This window comes from Aeromonas sp. QDB23, assembly GCF_027707745.1.
GTDB classification, from domain to species: Bacteria; Pseudomonadota; Gammaproteobacteria; order Enterobacterales; family Aeromonadaceae; genus Aeromonas; species Aeromonas allosaccharophila.
Map to the genome: position 1 here is coordinate 13988 of NZ_JAPCJA010000008.1, position 17429 is coordinate 31416.

Below are 17429 nucleotides of genomic sequence, written 5' to 3' on the forward strand. Positions count from 1 at the left end.
CTCGGGACACAAAAAACGAACGGTAAAAGCCCATAAAGCTCCATTTAAATCGCAAACTTTCAACAAACTCAATAATCTAATCAGGCAGGCCACCATTAAGCCCCATAAGAGAACCACTTTGATATATCCCTGATGAGTTATCCGAAAACGCAAACGCTTGCCTGAAATGGCTTTCAAACGGGGATATTTCACCAAACGTTTTCTCTGTAATTAAATTTCAAGTACGCAACAGGACAATTTGTGTGATCGATGACACAAATATGGATATTGGCTAAAAAAGTTGAGCCGGAAGCAAACCGGAAAAGCCTGCAGAAACAAGATAAAAAACCTTATAAATCATCAACTTTAGCTCATTGAAACGGAATGAATGGCCAGCCTGAATATTTAACAACCAAGCGCCCCTATTGCAGGATGCACCACATAAGTATTAATTAGGCAGGCAATGACGATGGGCCGCCCCCATCGCGCTTTTCTGAGCCTGAGGCACCAAGATCCTGTAATTTTATTTCAGAACCACCGTCTCAAGCCCGCAACCCAGGGATGATTCCCTCATTAAGAGATGATATTCGCTATGGCCGATAAATTAACCCAGCTGAAAGCCCTGACCACTGTTGTTGCCGACACCGGTGATATCGAAGCCATCAAACGCTATCAGCCCATCGATGCCACCACCAACCCCTCTCTGGTTCTGAAGGCCTCCGAGATCCCCGAGTACGCTCCGCTGATCGAAGACGCCATCAACTGGGCCAAAGCCCAGAGCCAGGACAAGGCACAGCAAATCATCGACGCGGGCGACAAGCTGGCCGTCAACATCGGTCTGGAAGTGCTGAAGATCGTTCCGGGCCGTATCTCCACCGAAGTGGATGCCCGTCTCTCCTTCGATACCGCTGCCAGCATCGCCAAAGCACGCAAGCTGATCCGTCTCTACAACGAAGCGGGTATCAGCAACGACCGCATTCTGATCAAGCTGGCCTCCACCTGGGAAGGCATCCGTGCCGCCGAGGTACTGGAGAAAGAGGGTATCCAGTGCAACCTGACCCTGCTGTTCTCCTTCGCCCAGGCCCGTGCCTGTGCCGAAGCCGGTGCCTTCCTGATCTCCCCGTTCGTGGGTCGCATCCTCGACTGGTACAAGGCCAAGCACAACCGTGACTACACCGCCAGCGAAGATCCGGGCGTGGTATCCGTCACCGCCATCTATGACTACTACAAGCAGCACGACTACCCGACCGTGGTGATGGGCGCCAGCTTCCGCAACACCGGCGAGATCCTGGAACTGGCTGGTTGCGATCGCCTGACCATTGGCCCGGCCCTGCTGGAAGAGCTGAGCAAGACCGAAGGCGCCGTGGTTCGCAAACTGGACTACACCGGTGAGCGCAAAGCCAAGCCGACTCCGATGACCGAAGCCGAATTCCGCTGGGAACTGAACCAGGACGCTATGGCCCACGAGAAGCTGGGCGAAGGCATCCGCATGTTCGCCATCGACCAGGGCAAGCTGGAAACCATGCTGGCAAGCCGCCTGTAATCTGTTCTTTTTTCTGAAAAAACCGGGCCCCTACCAAGGGGCCCGGTTTTTTTCATGGGCTTTTCTAGCTCTGTCATAGAGTCGTCACGAAAACGTTTTAATTTCAGATTCGTTATGTTATACGGGTGGTGAAAACGATAAAAACCAAGGAGGGAGCCATGGAAATGTTCAACTTCGATTATGACGAGGTGGTTGAACTCGGTTCGCGTAGCCGCGGGACAACGGGAAAAAAACGTAAATGGCGTGAGATCGAGGCGTTGAAAGACAAGCATCGCCTGCAGAAGGAGCTGCAATCCATCGATATCGCCTATGAAGGTCTTACAGACGAGATTGAACTGTAATACCGCCAGACACCTGTAAAAGCGCCCCGCACAGCCGGGGCGCTTTTTTATGCCGAAATCGGATACCGCAAGCGATGCCACGGGATAACTGCAGACAAGAGACAGACCGGCGACAGACAAAGCGCACAGCCCTCCTCTTCCTGCTCTCTGACCGCCCTCGCCAACGGCAACCCCTCCCCTCACCCGCCCATGCAGACCTGCGTCGTTTCAGGGCGTGTTGGGGCACTCACCGCAAGACAGGCCATCAGCAATAAAAAGCCCCCGTCGATGACGGGGGCCTGGATGCTCAAGGTCAGGCTGCGCTTAGCAGTAACCGTAGCCCAGCAAACGCTGGTAGCGCTGTTCCAGCAGTTGCTCGGTCTCGAGCGGACGCAGAGCGTTCAGATCCTGCTGAATGCGGTCTTTCAGACGCTTGGCCATCTTTTCCACGTCGCGGTGGGCGCCGCCGAGCGGCTCCTCGACGATATTGTCGATGAGTTTCAGCTCTTTCAGACGCTGGGCAGTAATGCCCATTGCTTCGGCAGCTACGGAGGCCTTGTCAGCGCTCTTCCACAGGATGGAGGCACACCCTTCCGGCGAGATGACGGAGTAGGTGGAGTACTGCAGCATGTTGACGCGATCCCCCACACCGATGGCCAGCGCACCACCTGAACCGCCCTCACCAATCACTGTGCAGACCACCGGCACGGTCAGACCGGCCATCACTTTCAGGTTGCGGGCAATCGCTTCGGACTGACCACGCTCTTCGGCACCGACGCCGGGGTAGGCGCCCGGGGTGTCGATAAAGGTGATGATCGGCATCTTGAAGCGCTCGGCCATCTCCATCAGACGCAGGGCCTTGCGGTATCCTTCCGGACGCGGCATGCCGAAGTTGCGCTTGATCTTCTCTTTGGTCTCGCGACCCTTCTGGTGACCAATCACCATCACCGGCTCACCATCGAGACGGGCGATGCCGCCGACGATAGCCTTGTCATCGGCATAGGCGCGATCGCCAGCCAACTCGTCGAAATCGGTGAAGATATGCTCGATATAGTCAAAGGTGTAGGGGCGCTGGGGATGACGCGCCATCTGGGATACCTGCCAGGCACCCAGATCACCGAAGATCTTCTTGGTCAGCTCTTCGTTTTTCTTCTCCAGCCGGCGGATCTCGTCTTTCAGATCCACGGCGTGATTGCCTTCACTCACATGTTTGAGTTCATCAATCTGCGCCTGCAACTCGGCAATCGGCTGTTCAAAATCCAGAAAAAGACTCATAGGGCCTTAGAACCTCTAATCAAAAACCAATTCAACCCGCTCTCGTCCAAGCAGGACTCGCAAGTCATCTATCAGTTGATCGGTGGGCGTCACCCGCCACTCGGTACCGAGCGTCAATCGCACCCGGGAGCCGGGGCGACGATAGTTTACCTGAACCGGACAGACTCCGGCACGGGCGGGCTCCAAAATCTCGCACAAACGCGGGAAAAAGCGATCATCAATCCGCTGTTCATCGAGGGAGATGCGGATTGCTCTGGCAAAACGCTCCCTCGCATCGTTGATATCCAGTAATTCTCGAGCCGACATTTTAAGGCCACCGGAGAAGTCATCAAAGCTGACCTGTCCAGAAACCACCAAAATGCGGTCTTTTTGCATCAATTCTTCATATTTTTCCAGCGCTTCACTGAATAGGGTCACATCGAGGCGACCGGAACGGTCGTCCAGGGTGAAGATCCCCATCTTGTTGCCACGCTTGGTCACCATGCTGCGAGCTGCAATCACCAGCCCCGCCGCCGTGGTCACGGTATCGCGGGAGGTGGGATGCAGATCGCACAGGCGACCCGAGGTATAACGACGCAACTCGCTGCTGTACTGGTTGATGGGGTGACCGGTGAGATAGAGCCCGAGGGTCTCGCGCTCCCCTTCCAGCCACACCTTGTCAGGCCAGTGCGGCACGTTGGCAAACGCCTTCTTGACGTCGTCAATCTCTTCGGTGAGCACGCCGAACATGTCGACCTGCCCCACAGCCTGCGCCTTGGCGTGCTGCTCGGCGGCACGCATCGCCTCCTCCAACGTCGCCATCAGGGCGGCGCGGTGGGGGCCGAGCCGATCCATGGCGCCGGAGAGGATCAGCTTCTCCATCACCCGCTTGTTAAGCTTCTTGATGTCGACCCGGTTGCAGAAGTCGAACAGATCTCGGAACGGGCCGTCCTGATCTCGTGCGCTCAAGATCGCATCGATGGGGCCTTCACCGACCCCTTTCACCGCCCCGATGCCGTAGACGATATGGCCATCTTCGTTGACCGAGAAGCGATAGCGACCGGTGTTCACATCCGGCGGGATCACCGTCAGCCCCATCCGCTGGCACTCGTCCACCAGCGTCACGATCTTGTCGGTGTTGTCCATATCGGCGGTCATCACCGCCGCCATGAACTCGGCCGGGAAGTGGGTCTTGAGCCAGAGGGTCTGGTAGGAGACCAGCGCGTAGGCGGCGGAGTGGGATTTGTTGAAGCCGTAGCCCGCAAATTTCTCCACCAGATCGAAGATCTTCATCGCCAGCTCGCCATCGACGCCATTTTTGATGGCGCCCTCCTCGAAACCGGCCCGCTGTTTGGCCATCTCCTCGGGCTTTTTCTTACCCATAGCACGACGCAACATGTCCGCGCCACCCAGCGTATAGCCCGCCAGGGTCTGGGCGATCTGCATCACCTGCTCCTGATAGAGGATGATGCCGTAGGTCGGTTCCAGAATCGGTTGCAGGCTCTCGTGCTGCCACTTCTCGTCCGGATAGGAGATCGCTTCATTGCCGTGCTTACGGTCGATGAAGTTATCCACCATGCCTGACTGCAGCGGGCCCGGTCGGAACAGGGCCACCAGTGCGATCATGTCTTCGAAGCAGTCGGGGCGCAGCCGCTTGATCAGATCCTTCATGCCGCGGGATTCCAGCTGGAATACCGCGGTGGTCTCGTAGCGCTGCAGCAGGTCGAACGACTTCTTGTCATCGATGGGGATGGCGGCGATGTCGACCGGCGGCTTGCCCTCTTTGGCAAGACGCGGGTTTATCATGCCGAGCGCCCAGTCGATGATAGTGAGCGTGCGCAGACCGAGGAAGTCGAACTTCACCAGACCCGCGTACTCCACATCGTTCTTGTCGAACTGGGTCACCGGGTGATGACCCTCGTCATCACAATAGAGCGGCGCAAAGTCGGTGATCTTGGTGGGCGCGATCACCACGCCACCGGCGTGTTTACCGGCGTTGCGCACCACCCCTTCGAGGCGACGGGCCATGTCGATGAGGTCTTTAACCTCTTCATCCTGCTCGTAGAGCTCGGGTAGTTTTGGCTCGGCCTCGAACGCCTTGGCCAGGGTCATACCCGGATCCGGCGGAATGAGCTTGGAGATGCGATCGACAAAGCCGTAGGCGTGGCCCAATACCCGGCCCACATCCCGTACCACCGCCTTGGCCGCCATGCTGCCGAAGGTGATGATCTGGGAGACTGCATCCCGGCCATACATCTCGGAGACGTGCTCAATCACCTCATCGCGCCGATCCATGCAGAAGTCGACGTCGAAGTCGGGCATGGATACCCGCTCGGGGTTCAAGAAACGTTCGAACAGCAGGTCGAATTCCAGCGGGTCGAGGTCGGTGATCTTGAGGGCATAGGCCACCAGGGAGCCCGCACCCGAGCCCCGGCCCGGGCCAACGGGAATGCCGTTGTCCTTGGACCACTGGATAAACTCCATCACGATGAGGAAGTAACCCGGAAAGCCCATCTGGTTGATCACTTTCAGCTCGATGTCGAGACGCTCGTCGTACTCGCCGCGCTTGGCGGCGCGCACGGCGGGGTCCGGGAACAGGAACTCGAGTCGCTCCTCCAGACCCTCTTTCGACTTGGCCACCAGAAAATCTTCGGTAGTCATATCGCCGGTCGGGAAGTTCGGCAGGAAATACTCACCGAGACGCACCGTCACGTTGCAGCGCTTGGCGATCTCCACCGTGTTCTCCAGCGCCTCTGGGATGTCGGCAAACAGCTCCGCCATCTCCTCCTGACTGCGCAGGTACTGCTGCGGGCTGTAGCGACGGGGGCGGCGCTTGTCCATCAGGGTATAGCCATCGTGGATGGCAACACGGATCTCGTGAGCGTCGAAATCATCGGCTGAGAGGAACACCACCTCGTTGGTGGCGACCACCGGCAGCTCGAACTCGGTGGCAATGGCCACCGCCATGTGCAGGTAGACCTCTTCATCGGGTCGACCGGTACGCAGCAGCTCCAGGTAGTAGGCATCGGGGAAATGGGTCTGGTAGAAGGCGAGACACTGCTCGGTCATCTGCCGGTTGCCCTTGAGCAGGAACTTGCCCACATCCCCCTCGCGGCCGCCGGAGAGCACGATCACCCCCTTGGCATGCTCGGCGAGCCAGCTCTTGTCGATAACCGGGCGCCCCTGCACGTGACCGCGCTGGTAACCGCGGGAGATGAGCAGGGTGATGTTCTGGTAGCCGTCGTTGTCCATGGCCAGCAGGGTGAGGCGGAACTGCTCGTCGCCAAGTTCATCGCTCTGCACCCAGAAGTCGGCACCGACGATGGGTTTGATCCCCTTGCCGTGGGCCGAACCATAGAAGCGCACCAGACCGCACATGTTCATCTGATCGGTCAGCGCCAGCGCCGGCATGTTGTTGGCCGCTGCCGCCCCGACGATGGGGTTGATCTTCTGCAGGCCATCGACCATGGAGAAGTCGGAGTGGACTCGCAGGTGGATAAAACGGGGTTCAGCCATCGTCATCTCCTCTCGCTGCTCAAACTAAATGGCATGGTCTACTCGATCCCCAGTGCGCGGCGCACCGGTTTGAAACTCTTGCGATATTCGGGCAGCGGGCCACGCTCGGCCAGAATGGCGAGGTGCTCAGCGGTCGGATAACCCTTGTGACGGGCAAAGCCATACTCGGGATGGCGGCTGTCCAGCTCGGTCATCTCCGCATCGCGGGTCACCTTGGCGAGGATCGAGGCGGCGCTGATGGCGGCCACCAGGCTATCGCCCTTGACTACGGCGCGCGCTTCCATCGGCAATGCCGGGCAGCGGTTGCCATCGATAAAGACCAGCTCGGGGGTGACCTTGAGCCCTGCCACGGCACGCTGCATCGCCAGCATGGTGGCGTGCAGGATGTTGAGCTCGTCGATCTCCTCCGGAGTGGCGCGACCGATAGCCCAGGCGAGCGCCTTCTCTTTGATCTCGTCAAACAGCGCCAGCCGTTTCTTCTCGGAGAGCTTCTTGGAGTCAGCCAGCCCGACAATGGGGTTGGCGGGATCGAGAATGACCGCAGCGGTGACCACGTCACCCACCAGCGGGCCACGACCCACTTCGTCCACACCGGCAACCAGCTTGTCGTCAGGAATATCGATCATCATCTTGTAGCCTTGAATCAAAACAGGCCCCGTGGGGCCTGACAGGGGTTCGACTGGCGCGGCATCACCGCTCGAAAACGGATTAACGGTTGGCGCGGCGCAATCGATGGTCCGAAATAGCGTTATCTGCCGAGCAGATCCGCCACCGCGTCGGCGGCCTGCGAGTCGGCATTGCAGCGGATCAGCTGGTGCAGCTCGGTGAAGGTGTTGACCAGCGCACTGTTGTCGTGCTCGAAGTACTTGCTCACCTCTTCCACCAGATTCTCCGGGGTGCACTCGTGCTGGATCAGCTCCGGCACCAGCATCCGACCGGCGAGCAGGTTGGGCAGGGAGACAAATTCGGTCTTCACCAGTCGCTGGGCCAGCCAGTAGCTGAACGGCTTGAGCTTGTAGCCCACCACCATCGGCTTTTTCACCAGCATGGCTTCGAGCGCTGCGGTGCCGGAGGCCAGCATCACCACGTCGGCGGCGATCATCGCCTCGCGGCCCTGCCCTTCCAGCAGCACCATGCCGAGATCCGGTGCCACTTCGGTCTTGATGGCCGTAAACTGCTCGCGCCGTTTCTGGTTGACCAGCGGCACGATGAAGCCGAGATCCGGATAGCGTACCGTCAGGTGTTTGCACGCCTCGAGAAAGAGAGGAGACATAAAGCCCACTTCTGCAGTGCGACTGCCCGGCAGTACCGCCAGCCAGCGGCGATTGGCATCGATGCCCAGCTTGCGACGCACCGCAGCCTGATCCGGCACCAACGGAATATCGTCCGCCATGGTGTGACCGACAAAGCGGCAAGGGGCGTCGAAACGGTCGTAGAAGGCTTTCTCGAACGGCAGGAAGGCGAGCACCATGTCGGTGGCGGCCTTGATCTTGTGAATGCGGTTCTGGCGCCAGGCCCACACCGAGGGGCTGACATAGTGAACCGTCTTGATACCGGCGCGGCGCAGTTTCAGCTCCACTCCGATATTGAAATCCGGTGCATCCACGCCGATGAAGATATCGGGCGGATTGGCGATAAAGTGGCGCAGCAATTCGCGACGGACCTTGAGGATGCGCGGCAGACGGCCCAGCACCTCGGTGATCCCCATGACGGAGAGCTCTTCCATCTCGAACAGCGCCTTGACGCCGAGGGCCTGCATCCGCGGCCCGGCAATCCCTTCGAACTGCGCATCCGGATAACGGGCTTGCAGCTCGCGCACCAGACCGGCAGCCAGAATGTCGCCGGAGACTTCTCCGGCGACGATACCGATACGAACCGGATCAGGCACGGATGATCCCGCGCTCGTTGTCTTTGAGGAAGTCCACATAGAGCTGGACGGCCGGTTCGGCTTGCGCCATCTCGATCAGAACCGGCAGCACCTCTTCGATGGTTTTGCCAGAACGGAAGATCTCTTTGTAGGCGCGTTTGACGGCAGAGATAGACTCGGGCGTATAACCGCGGCGACGCAGCCCTTCGGAGTTGACCCCGAATGGCTTGGCGTAGTTACCGGCAGCCATCACGTAGGGCGGCACATCCTTGTTCAGGGCGGCGCAGCCACCGACGAAGGCGTGGGAACCAACGCGGCCAAACTGGTGAATGGCAGAGAGGCCACCAAAGATCACGAAGTCACCGATCACCACGTGGCCCGCCAAGGTGGCGTTGTTGGCGAAGATGCAGTTGTCACCGATGATGCAGTCGTGGGCAACGTGGACGTTGACCATGAACAGGTTACCGCTGCCCACCTTGGTCAGGGATTGATCCTGGATGGTGCCACGGTGGAAGGTGCAGTTCTCGCGAATGACGTTGTTGTCGCCAATCTCGAGGAAGGTGCGCTCACCGGCGTACTTCTTGTCCTGGCAATCCTCACCGATGGAGGTGTGCTGGAAGATCTTGTTGCCACGGCCAATCTTGGTCGGGCCCTTGATCACCACATGGGAACCTACCCAGGTGTTGTCACCGATTTCCACCTCGGCGCCGATGACAGAAAAGGGGCCGATTTCAACCCCTTTACCGATGACGGCAGACTCATGGACGATGGCAGTATCGTGAATGATGGCAGTCTGGTCGATCACGTGTGTTAAACCTCGCGTTTGGCGCACATCAGCTCGGCGGTACAGACCACTTCACCGTCGACGGTAGCGACACCGGTGAACTTGGCAATACCGCGACGCTCTTTCAGGAACTCCACGTCCAGCACCAGTTGGTCACCGGGGCCGACCGGGCGCTTGAAGCGAGCGTTATCGATTGAGGCAAAATAATAGAGTTCGTTGGGAGACGGCTTGCCCACCATGGTAAAGGCCAGGATACCGGTGGCCTGCGCCATCGCTTCCAGGATCAGTACGCCCGGGAACACCGGCTTGGCCGGGAAATGCCCCTGGAAGATCGGCTCGTTGAACGAGACGTTCTTGATGGCGCGCAGAGTTTTGCGCTCATCGCTGATCTCGTAATCGTCGACACGATCCACCATCAGGAACGGATAACGGTGGGGCAGCAGATCCATGATTTCCTGGATACCCAGGCTCTTCTTTTCAGTAGTCAAAACAGTACCCTATACCAATCGTGATTATTCTTGATCCAGCTTCTTCTCAAGCTTGCTTAACCGCTTGTGCATCTCGTCGATACGCATCACCCGGGCGGCGGTCTTGCGCCACTCTTTATTGGTTTGCAGAGGGATGCCGGAAGAGTAGACACCGGGCTCGGTAATGGGTCGCATCACCATGGCCATACCGGTGACGGTGGCCTGATCGCAAATCTCCATATGCCCGTTAAAGACGGAAGCGCCGCCAATGATACAATATTTGCCGACCTTGAGACTACCAGCCATGACGGTGGAGCCCGCCACGGCGGTGCCGTAACCTATCTCCACGTTGTGGGCGATCTGGCACTGGTTGTCGATGATGACGTTGTCAGCGATGCGGGTATCTTCCAGCGCACCGCGGTCAATGGTAGTACAGGCACCGATCTCGACCCGGTTGCCAATGGTCACGCCGCCGAGCTGGGGGATCTTGATCCACTCGCCACGCTCGTTGGCATAACCGAAACCATCGGCCCCGATCACTGTGCCGGATTGAACCAGACAGTCGGTACCCATGGTCACATTGTGATAGAGGGTGACGTTGGCCCACAGCCGGGAGCGAGCTCCCAGCCGGGTATTCTTGCCAACGAAACAACCCGGGCCAATGCGTACATCATCACCCAGCACGACGCCGGATTCGATCACTGCATTGGCGCCGATGGCCACTCTCTCGCCCAGTTGCACGTCAGCCGCGATGACGGCGCTCGGATGGATATCCGTGGCCGGCTGCGGGGTAGTGTCCAGCAGTTGGGCTACCCGGGCAAAGCCCACATAGGGGTCTTTGAGCACCAGGGCATTGGTGGGACAAAATGGCAGATCCGCTTCTGTAATGAGCACGGCAGTCGCCTTGCTCTGCTCCAGATAGTGCCGGTACTTTTTGTTGGACAGGAAGGTGATATCCCCCTCCCCGGCCTTTTCCAGTGTCGCTACCTTGCGGATTTCCAGGGTTCCGTCGCCATGGACCTGGGCCCCCAGTTGCTGGGCCAGCTGTGCGAGAGTGAATGCCATCAATTAGTTGCTCTTGCTTACCTGAGAAATAACCTGACCGGAGATATCCAGCTTGCTGGCGGCATACGGGGCGGCATTACGCTCCAGCACCAGATCGTAACCATTGCTCTTGGCGATGGAATCGATGGCAGCCTGTACCTTGGTCAGGATCTTGTTGCGCTCTTCGGACTGACGGCGACCGTTGTCCTGTTCAAACGCCTGACGCTTCTGGTTGAACTCCATCTGCAGCTTGGCCAGTTTCTCCTGGTTCTGCTTCTTCTGCTCGGCGCTCATGAAGGCTTCATCCTTGCGGAACTTCTCGACCAGCTTCTGGCCTTCCTGTTCCAGCTTCTGCAGCTCACGCATGCGCGGCTCGAATTCGCCTTTCAGCTTGGCTGCAACGGCTTCACGCTGGGGCAGCTTTTGGAAGACTTCGCCCATATCCACCACGGCGATCTTGGTCTCAGCGAAGGCAGAACCCATGCCGGCAGCCATCAGTGCAAAGCTCAAACCAGCTACTTTCAACGCTTTATTCACACTTACTCCTTGTTCCCTCATGGCGAGGGCTACCTGATTTACCCGATTATGCAAGCGGTGTTAGGACCGTCTTGTTACCTGGTGAGGCACGCATACCGCGCGTCCCATCATTGAAGACCCCCACCGCATGGGTGGGGGCGATACTCTGCTTAGAAAGTACGACCGATGTTGAAAGAGAAGAACTCGGTGCGATCCCCTTCGTATTGCTTGATTGGTTTGGCCAAGGCGAACACCAGCGGGCCCATCGGCGAGAGCCACTGCAGGGAGACTCCAGCAGAAACCCGTATATTGCCCGGGTTGGAGTAGTCCTGACTCATATAGTTGCAGTCTGCGCCATCAGTGCAAGGATATGCCCCGTTGGCAAAGTCAGTGCTCCAGACGGTACCAGCATCCATAAAGATGGTGGAACGGATCTGCGGACGATAGGTCTCGGAAACGAACGGGGTCGGGAACACCAGCTCCAGTGACGCAACAGCCAGGGCGTTGCCGCCCACCGAGGTATCAGAACCCTCGTAACTGCCAGTCTCGCAAGGTTGATTGCCGGTACAAGTCCCTGAGCCCGGTTTGGTGTAGGTCTTGTAGATCGCCTTGGGACCAATGGTGTTGCTCTTGAAACCACGAACCGTATCGAAACCACCGGCATAGTAGTTCTCGAAGAACGGCAGCATTGAGTCGTCGCCATAGCCGTTACCGTAGGAGACGCGCCCCTTGCCGATCATCACCCAGTTGTGGTCCGCATCGAGCGGGAAGTAGTGGGCATCTTCGGCGGAGAGCTTGTAGTACTGCAGCTCCATGCCAGGTACGGTCACCTTAGCGTTGACACGCTGACGATCACCGGCGGTCGGGAACATCCCCTTGTTCAGGGTGGAGCGGGTCCAGCCAGCGGTCACATCGACGGTCACGAAGTCGAGGTTGTCGCCATCCTGTGAATAGGCATTCCAGAACTGATCCATCTGCACCGACTGGCGGTTATCGTTCCACTGATCCCAGCAGTAGTCGTTCTCATCTACACCATCAGGACCAACACACTCGTTGTACTTAGTTGGGCTAAAAGTCGGACGACTCAGCTTGGTGCTCTCGACACCGGTACTGAAGTCGAGACGGTTGAACTCGTTGACCGGGAAGCCGCTGGAGAGACGGAAACCGATGGTTTCGTTCTCGTAATCGACGATATCGGCATCATCGGCGCGGAACTGGTTGTAGTAGACCCGACCACCCAGGCTGACACCATCCACGGTGAAGTAGGGGTCGTTGTAGCTCAGGTCAACGTTCTTGGAGTAGTCGTTGGTGCTGGCATTGATGGAGACCTTTTTGCCAGTACCCATAAAGTTGTCCTGGGAGACCCCCGCCTGCAGGCTCAGGCCTGACTCGGTGCCGTAACCGATACCGGCGTTGATGGAGCCTGCTGGCTGTTCCTTGACCTTGAAGTCGAGGTCAACCAGATCATCGTTGCCCGGCACTCGCTTGGTATCCACTTCCACGCTCTCGAAGTAGCCAAGACGGTTGAGACGGCTCTTGGACTGCTCGATGTTGTCGGAGGAGAGCCAGGTGCCCTCCATCTGACGCATCTCGCGACGCAGAACCTGATCTTCGGTGGTGGCATTACCGCTGAAATTGATGTTGCGCACATAGACACGGGGGCCCGGCTCAACGTTGACGATCAGCTCCACTTCCTTGGTCTTGTCATTGACTTGCGGGAAGGTGACCACTTTCGGATAGGCGTAGCCGTAACGGCCGAGGAACTTGGAGAGCACCTCTTCGGTATGGGTCACCTGACTGGCGGAGTAGGTGCTGCCGGCAGCGATCGGGATCAAACCCTTCATCTCGCCACCGCGATCGATCAGATCGCCTTTGAGCTGGACACCGGAGACCTTGTACTGATCCCCTTCCTTGATGTTGAGAGTGACATAGACGCCCTTCTTGTCGGGGGTCATGGAGACCTGGGTAGACTCCTGCTGGAAGCGGATATAGCCGCGATCCATGTAGTAGGAGCGCAGGGTCTCGATATCACCGGCCAGCTTCTGCTTCTGATAGCGCTGATCGGCGGTGAAGTTCCACCAGGGCACTTCGTCGCGCAGGGAGAGCTGGGCAATCAGTTTGTCTTCCGGGAAGACGCTGTTGCCGACGATGTTGATCTGCTGGATCTTGGCCGCTTCCCCTTCCACGAAGGTGAACTTGAGGTCGACCCGGTTACGCGGCAACGGGGTGACGATGGCCTTGACCTTGGCGGAGTATTTACCCACGCCATAGTAGAAATCTTCCAGTCCCTTCTCGAGGGAGGTGAGCACGGTGCGATCCAGCGGGTCGCCGACACGGATACCGGAGGACTCCAGACTCTGGGTCAGTTGCTCCTCTTTGATATCCTTGTTGCCGGCAAACTCGATGCTGGAGATGGTCGGGCGCTCCTTGACCATCACCTGCAGCACCTGGCCGTCACGGTAAACCTTCACATCCTCGAAGTTACCCGAGGCATAGAGCTTTTTGATGGCGCTGGCCAGAGCCACGGAGTCGACGGTATCACCGACCCGGATCGGCAGGTTCAACAGTGCGGCACCCAGGGTCACCCGTTGCAGACCTTCGACCTGGATATCTTGCACCACAAAAGAGGCAGGGGCCGCCTGGGCCAGGAAACTGGCACCCAGCAGGCAACTCAACACCAATGCTTTTTTAACAGCCATTTTGTTCTTATGTGTCCTTGTTGATGCTCTGGCCTCAGAGGCGAGCGAAATCGTTAAACAGCGCAATGCCCATCAATAACATCAGAATGGCGGCGCCGATCCTGAAACCCACTTCCTGTATTTTCTCTGATACCGGCTTGCCGGTGACCGCTTCGATCAGGAAATAGACCAGATGGCCACCATCGAGCACCGGCAGGGGGAACAGATTGATAATCCCCAGGTTGACGCTGATCAGCGCCAGAAAACTCAAGAAATAGACCAGACCATAGTCGGCACTGCTGCCGGCGCCCTTGGCAATGGAGATGGGGCCACTGAGGTTATCCAGCGACACTATGCCAGCTACCAGCTTGCCAATCATGTCAAAGGTGAGCGTGATCAGGCTCCAGGTTTTGTCGGCCCCCTGCCACAGCGCCTGCAAAGGCCCATACTGTAACAGAATTCGATATTCATCCGGTAATGGAACCAGTTGCGGCGAGAGGCCGACAAATCCAACCAGCTTGCCCTGCACTTTGCGGCTATCAGGGGTCAGGGTCACGTTGAGATCACTGTTGTTGCGCTCGACCACCACTTGCAGGGGTTCGCCCGGTGCCTGCTGCACCAGTTCGACAAACTGGGTCCAGGCGGTAATTGGCTGATCTCCGACCTGCTTGATGCGGTCACCAACCTGCAGCCCCGCCTTTTCACTGGCACTCTTGGCCACCACGGCAGCCACAACTGGCAGCACTTTGCCACTCAGGGGGACGATCCCCAAGCTGCCGATGGGCGACTCTTTATCCGGATCGAAGGTCCAGCCAGTCAGCGACAAGGTTTTGTCGGTGGCGTAGCTGGTATTGGGGGCCTGCACCTTGAGAGTCACAGCATCGTCACCCAGATGGCTGATAAGGGCGTAAGTGACGCTCTCCCAGTCACCGGTCTGCTCATCGCCGACCCCGACAATCTCCATCCCCGGCAGCACACCCGCCTCGGCCACGATGGATGCCGGACGCACTTCACCGATCACCGGCTTGACGCTCGGCACCCCGATGATAAACATCAGCCAGAGGGCAAACAGGGCAAAGACGAAGTTGGCCATAGGACCTGCGGCAACAATCGCCATCCGCGCCCAGACACTCTTGTGGTTGAAGGCATACTGCTCGTCACCGGGCTTGAGTTCATCGACCCGGCCATCGAGCATCTTGACGTAGCCACCGAGGGGGATCAGCGCCAGCACATATTCGGTGCCATCCTTACCCATCCGGCGCCAGATCGCCTTGCCAAAACCGATGGAGAAGCGCTCAACCTTGACGCCACAACGACGGGCCACCCAGAAGTGGCCAAACTCGTGCACCGCGACCAGCAGGCCCAGTGCAACAACAAAGGCCCCGATATTCCACAACACACCGCCCATCAGCCAAGCTCCTCAATCAAAGTGTGAGCACGGGCTCTTGCCGCACCGTCCAGGGCAAACAGATCATCGAGGGAGCCGACGGCGCTGCTCTCCAGCGCCAGCATTACCGCCTCGTTGATCCGGGCAATATCCATAAAGCCGATGCGCCCGGCCAGGAAAGCGGCAACTGCCTCCTCGTTGGCCGCATTGAGCGCAGTGGTCGCCGCTTGTCCCTTCTGGCAGGCATTGATGGCCAGCGCCAGACAGGGGTAGCGATCGTAATCAGGCCGGATAAAGCTGAACTCTCCGACACTGAAGAAATCCAAAGGTTCCACACTGGAGGGGATGCGATTGGGATAAGCCAGCGCATGGGCGATGGGGGTACACATATCCGGATTGCCAAGCTGGGCCAGCACGGAGCCATCCTTGTACTGCACCATGGAGTGGATCACCGACTGCGGGTGGATCACCACCTGGATCTGCTCGGGCGCCGCATTGAACAGCCAGCGCGCCTCGATGTACTCCAGCCCCTTGTTGATCATGGTGGCGGAGTCGACCGAAATCTTGGCCCCCATCGACCAGTTGGGATGAGCGATGGCCTGCGCCGGGGTCACCCTGGCCAGCTCGCTGATCTCGGTGTAACGGAACGGGCCGCCGGAACCGGTCAGCAAAATCTTGCTAATCCCCGCCGCCGCCAGATCGCAAAAACCGGGCTGGCGCTGCACGGCAGTCGGCAGACACTGGAAGATGGCATTGTGTTCGCTGTCGATGGGCAGCAGCTCGGCACCATGCTCGCGCACGGCATCCATGAAGAAAGCACCGGACATCACCAGCGCCTCCTTGTTGGCCAGCAAAATGCGCTTGCCAGCACGTACCGCGGCCATGGTCGGGGCCAGACCGGCCGCGCCGACGATGGCGGCCATCACGCTATGGGCATCGGGGTGAGCGGCCACCTCGCAGAGGGCTGCAGCACCAGACATGACCCGGGTCGCACTGCCGTGCGCCTTCAGACGGGCGGCCAGCTCACGGGCGGCCTCCTCATCGACCATCACGGCAAAACGGGGGGAGAATTCAAGGCAGTCCCGCAACATGGCATCCACGTTGCGGGCAGCGGTCAACGCCAACACTTGCCAACTGCCCGGGTTATGGCGCAGCACTTTCAAGGTACTCTGACCAATGGAGCCGGAGGCCCCCAGAATAACCAGTGACTTGTGCATCAAAACTCCTGACTGAGTAGCAGATAACTGAGCAGAAACACCGGCAGGGCGGCGGTCAGGCTGTCGATCCGGTCGAGAATGCCGCCATGACCCGGCAGCAGAGTGCCGGAGTCCTTGATGCCCGCTTCGCGCTTGAACATGCTTTCGGTCAGATCACCGAGCACAGAGGCAAGCACCGCCAGCAGGGAGCAGAACAGCACGGTGATCATCTTGGCAGGCACAAATCCCATCGACCAGGTGACACCGATGGCCAGCAGGCTGGCGGTAAAGAGGCCGCCACACATCCCTTCGATGGTTTTGCCCGGACTGACGGCGGGCGCCAGCTTGTGTTTACCGAACGCCTTGCCGAAAAAATACGCGCCAGAATCTGCCGCCCAGACCAGTCCCATCACGAACAACAGGATCCAAGCGCCCATCATGGGGTCATGGTAAAAGTTGTAGCCACGGATGGCGACCAGCGACCAGAAGAAGGGAACCAGGGTCACCAGACCAAACAGCGACTTGAGCCAGATGGACTCTTTCCACAGCTTGGCGCTCTGGGGATAGCGCAGTACCAGCAGCAGACCCAGCAGCCACCAGCTGACCGCGGTCCAGAGCACGCCCATCACCAGGGGGTGCAGGTGAGGCGTCCAGAGTTGCTCCACCGGCAGCCAAAAGAGGCTGGCACCGAGCAACAGACAAAATACGATGGGCAACCATTGCTGCGGGGCAGCACAGACAAACCCACTCCATTCGCGACTGGCCAACAAAAACACCAGCGCAGCCAACAGGGCAAAAAATTTCAATGGCAGAAAGAAGAGCGCCCCCAACACCAGGGGGATCAACATCAAAGCAGTAATAATTCGTTGTTTTAGCAA

Annotated in this window: 14 protein-coding genes; 2 read left to right on the plus strand and 12 right to left on the minus strand. The window is 58.5% G+C overall.

Annotated elements, in window-relative coordinates; genetic code table 11:
• Nucleotides 1–571: 571 nt before the first annotated feature.
• Together tal and PG888_RS05620 are read left to right on the plus strand one after the other, a co-directional pair.
• Nucleotides 572–1522 (plus strand): transaldolase, encoded by a 951-nt coding sequence (tal, locus tag PG888_RS05615; protein WP_042058455.1) that lies wholly within the window; start codon nucleotides 572–574, stop codon nucleotides 1520–1522.
• Nucleotides 1523–1680: 158 nt separating this feature from the next.
• Nucleotides 1681–1863, plus strand: a complete 183-nt coding sequence (locus PG888_RS05620; RefSeq protein WP_005338547.1) for a DUF3545 family protein — start codon at nucleotides 1681–1683, stop codon at nucleotides 1861–1863.
• A gap of 303 nt (nucleotides 1864–2166) precedes the next feature.
• Here PG888_RS05620 and accA read toward each other — a convergent pair whose 3' ends face one another.
• The 12 genes from accA to PG888_RS05680 form a co-directional block, all read right to left on the minus strand.
• Complete coding sequence (accA, locus tag PG888_RS05625) at nucleotides 2167–3117, minus strand: acetyl-CoA carboxylase carboxyl transferase subunit alpha (RefSeq protein ID WP_042657956.1); 951 nt, start codon at nucleotides 3115–3117, stop codon at nucleotides 2167–2169.
• A gap of 15 nt (nucleotides 3118–3132) precedes the next feature.
• Nucleotides 3133–6612 (minus strand): DNA polymerase III subunit alpha, encoded by a 3480-nt coding sequence (dnaE, locus tag PG888_RS05630; protein ID WP_182939071.1) that lies wholly within the window; start codon nucleotides 6610–6612, stop codon nucleotides 3133–3135.
• A 38-nt stretch (nucleotides 6613–6650) separates the two neighbouring features.
• On the minus strand, nucleotides 6651–7241 hold the full coding sequence (gene rnhB, locus PG888_RS05635; RefSeq protein ID WP_005343795.1) for a ribonuclease HII: 591 nt from the start codon (nucleotides 7239–7241) through the stop codon (nucleotides 6651–6653).
• 119 nt (nucleotides 7242–7360) lie between these two features.
• Entirely contained in the window at nucleotides 7361–8500 is a 1140-nt protein-coding gene (gene lpxB / locus PG888_RS05640) for a lipid-A-disaccharide synthase (RefSeq protein WP_182939070.1), read from the minus strand.
• Nucleotides 8493–9284, minus strand: a complete 792-nt coding sequence (gene lpxA / locus PG888_RS05645) for an acyl-ACP--UDP-N-acetylglucosamine O-acyltransferase (protein WP_182939069.1) — start codon at nucleotides 9282–9284, stop codon at nucleotides 8493–8495. The genes lpxB and lpxA overlap by 8 nt, the downstream gene beginning before the upstream one ends.
• 5 nt (nucleotides 9285–9289) lie before the next feature.
• Nucleotides 9290–9751, minus strand: a complete 462-nt coding sequence (gene fabZ, locus PG888_RS05650; protein ID WP_005338559.1) for a 3-hydroxyacyl-ACP dehydratase FabZ — start codon at nucleotides 9749–9751, stop codon at nucleotides 9290–9292.
• Between the two features lie 24 nt (nucleotides 9752–9775).
• On the minus strand, nucleotides 9776–10795 hold the full coding sequence (gene lpxD / locus PG888_RS05655; RefSeq protein WP_197970786.1) for a UDP-3-O-(3-hydroxymyristoyl)glucosamine N-acyltransferase: 1020 nt from the start codon (nucleotides 10793–10795) through the stop codon (nucleotides 9776–9778).
• A 3-nt stretch (nucleotides 10796–10798) separates the two neighbouring features.
• Nucleotides 10799–11311, minus strand: a complete 513-nt coding sequence (locus PG888_RS05660) for an OmpH family outer membrane protein (protein WP_005338563.1) — start codon at nucleotides 11309–11311, stop codon at nucleotides 10799–10801.
• Between the two features lie 149 nt (nucleotides 11312–11460).
• On the minus strand, nucleotides 11461–13989 hold the full coding sequence (gene bamA / locus PG888_RS05665) for an outer membrane protein assembly factor BamA (RefSeq protein ID WP_182939067.1): 2529 nt from the start codon (nucleotides 13987–13989) through the stop codon (nucleotides 11461–11463).
• Nucleotides 13990–14023: 34 nt separating this feature from the next.
• On the minus strand, nucleotides 14024–15376 hold the full coding sequence (gene rseP / locus PG888_RS05670; RefSeq protein WP_182939066.1) for a sigma E protease regulator RseP: 1353 nt from the start codon (nucleotides 15374–15376) through the stop codon (nucleotides 14024–14026).
• Complete coding sequence (gene ispC, locus PG888_RS05675) at nucleotides 15376–16572, minus strand: 1-deoxy-D-xylulose-5-phosphate reductoisomerase (RefSeq protein ID WP_182939065.1); 1197 nt, start codon at nucleotides 16570–16572, stop codon at nucleotides 15376–15378. The genes rseP and ispC overlap by 1 nt, the downstream gene beginning before the upstream one ends.
• Entirely contained in the window at nucleotides 16572–17429 is an 858-nt protein-coding gene (locus PG888_RS05680; protein WP_033137949.1) for a phosphatidate cytidylyltransferase, read from the minus strand. Before PG888_RS05680 ends, ispC begins: the two co-directional genes overlap by 1 nt.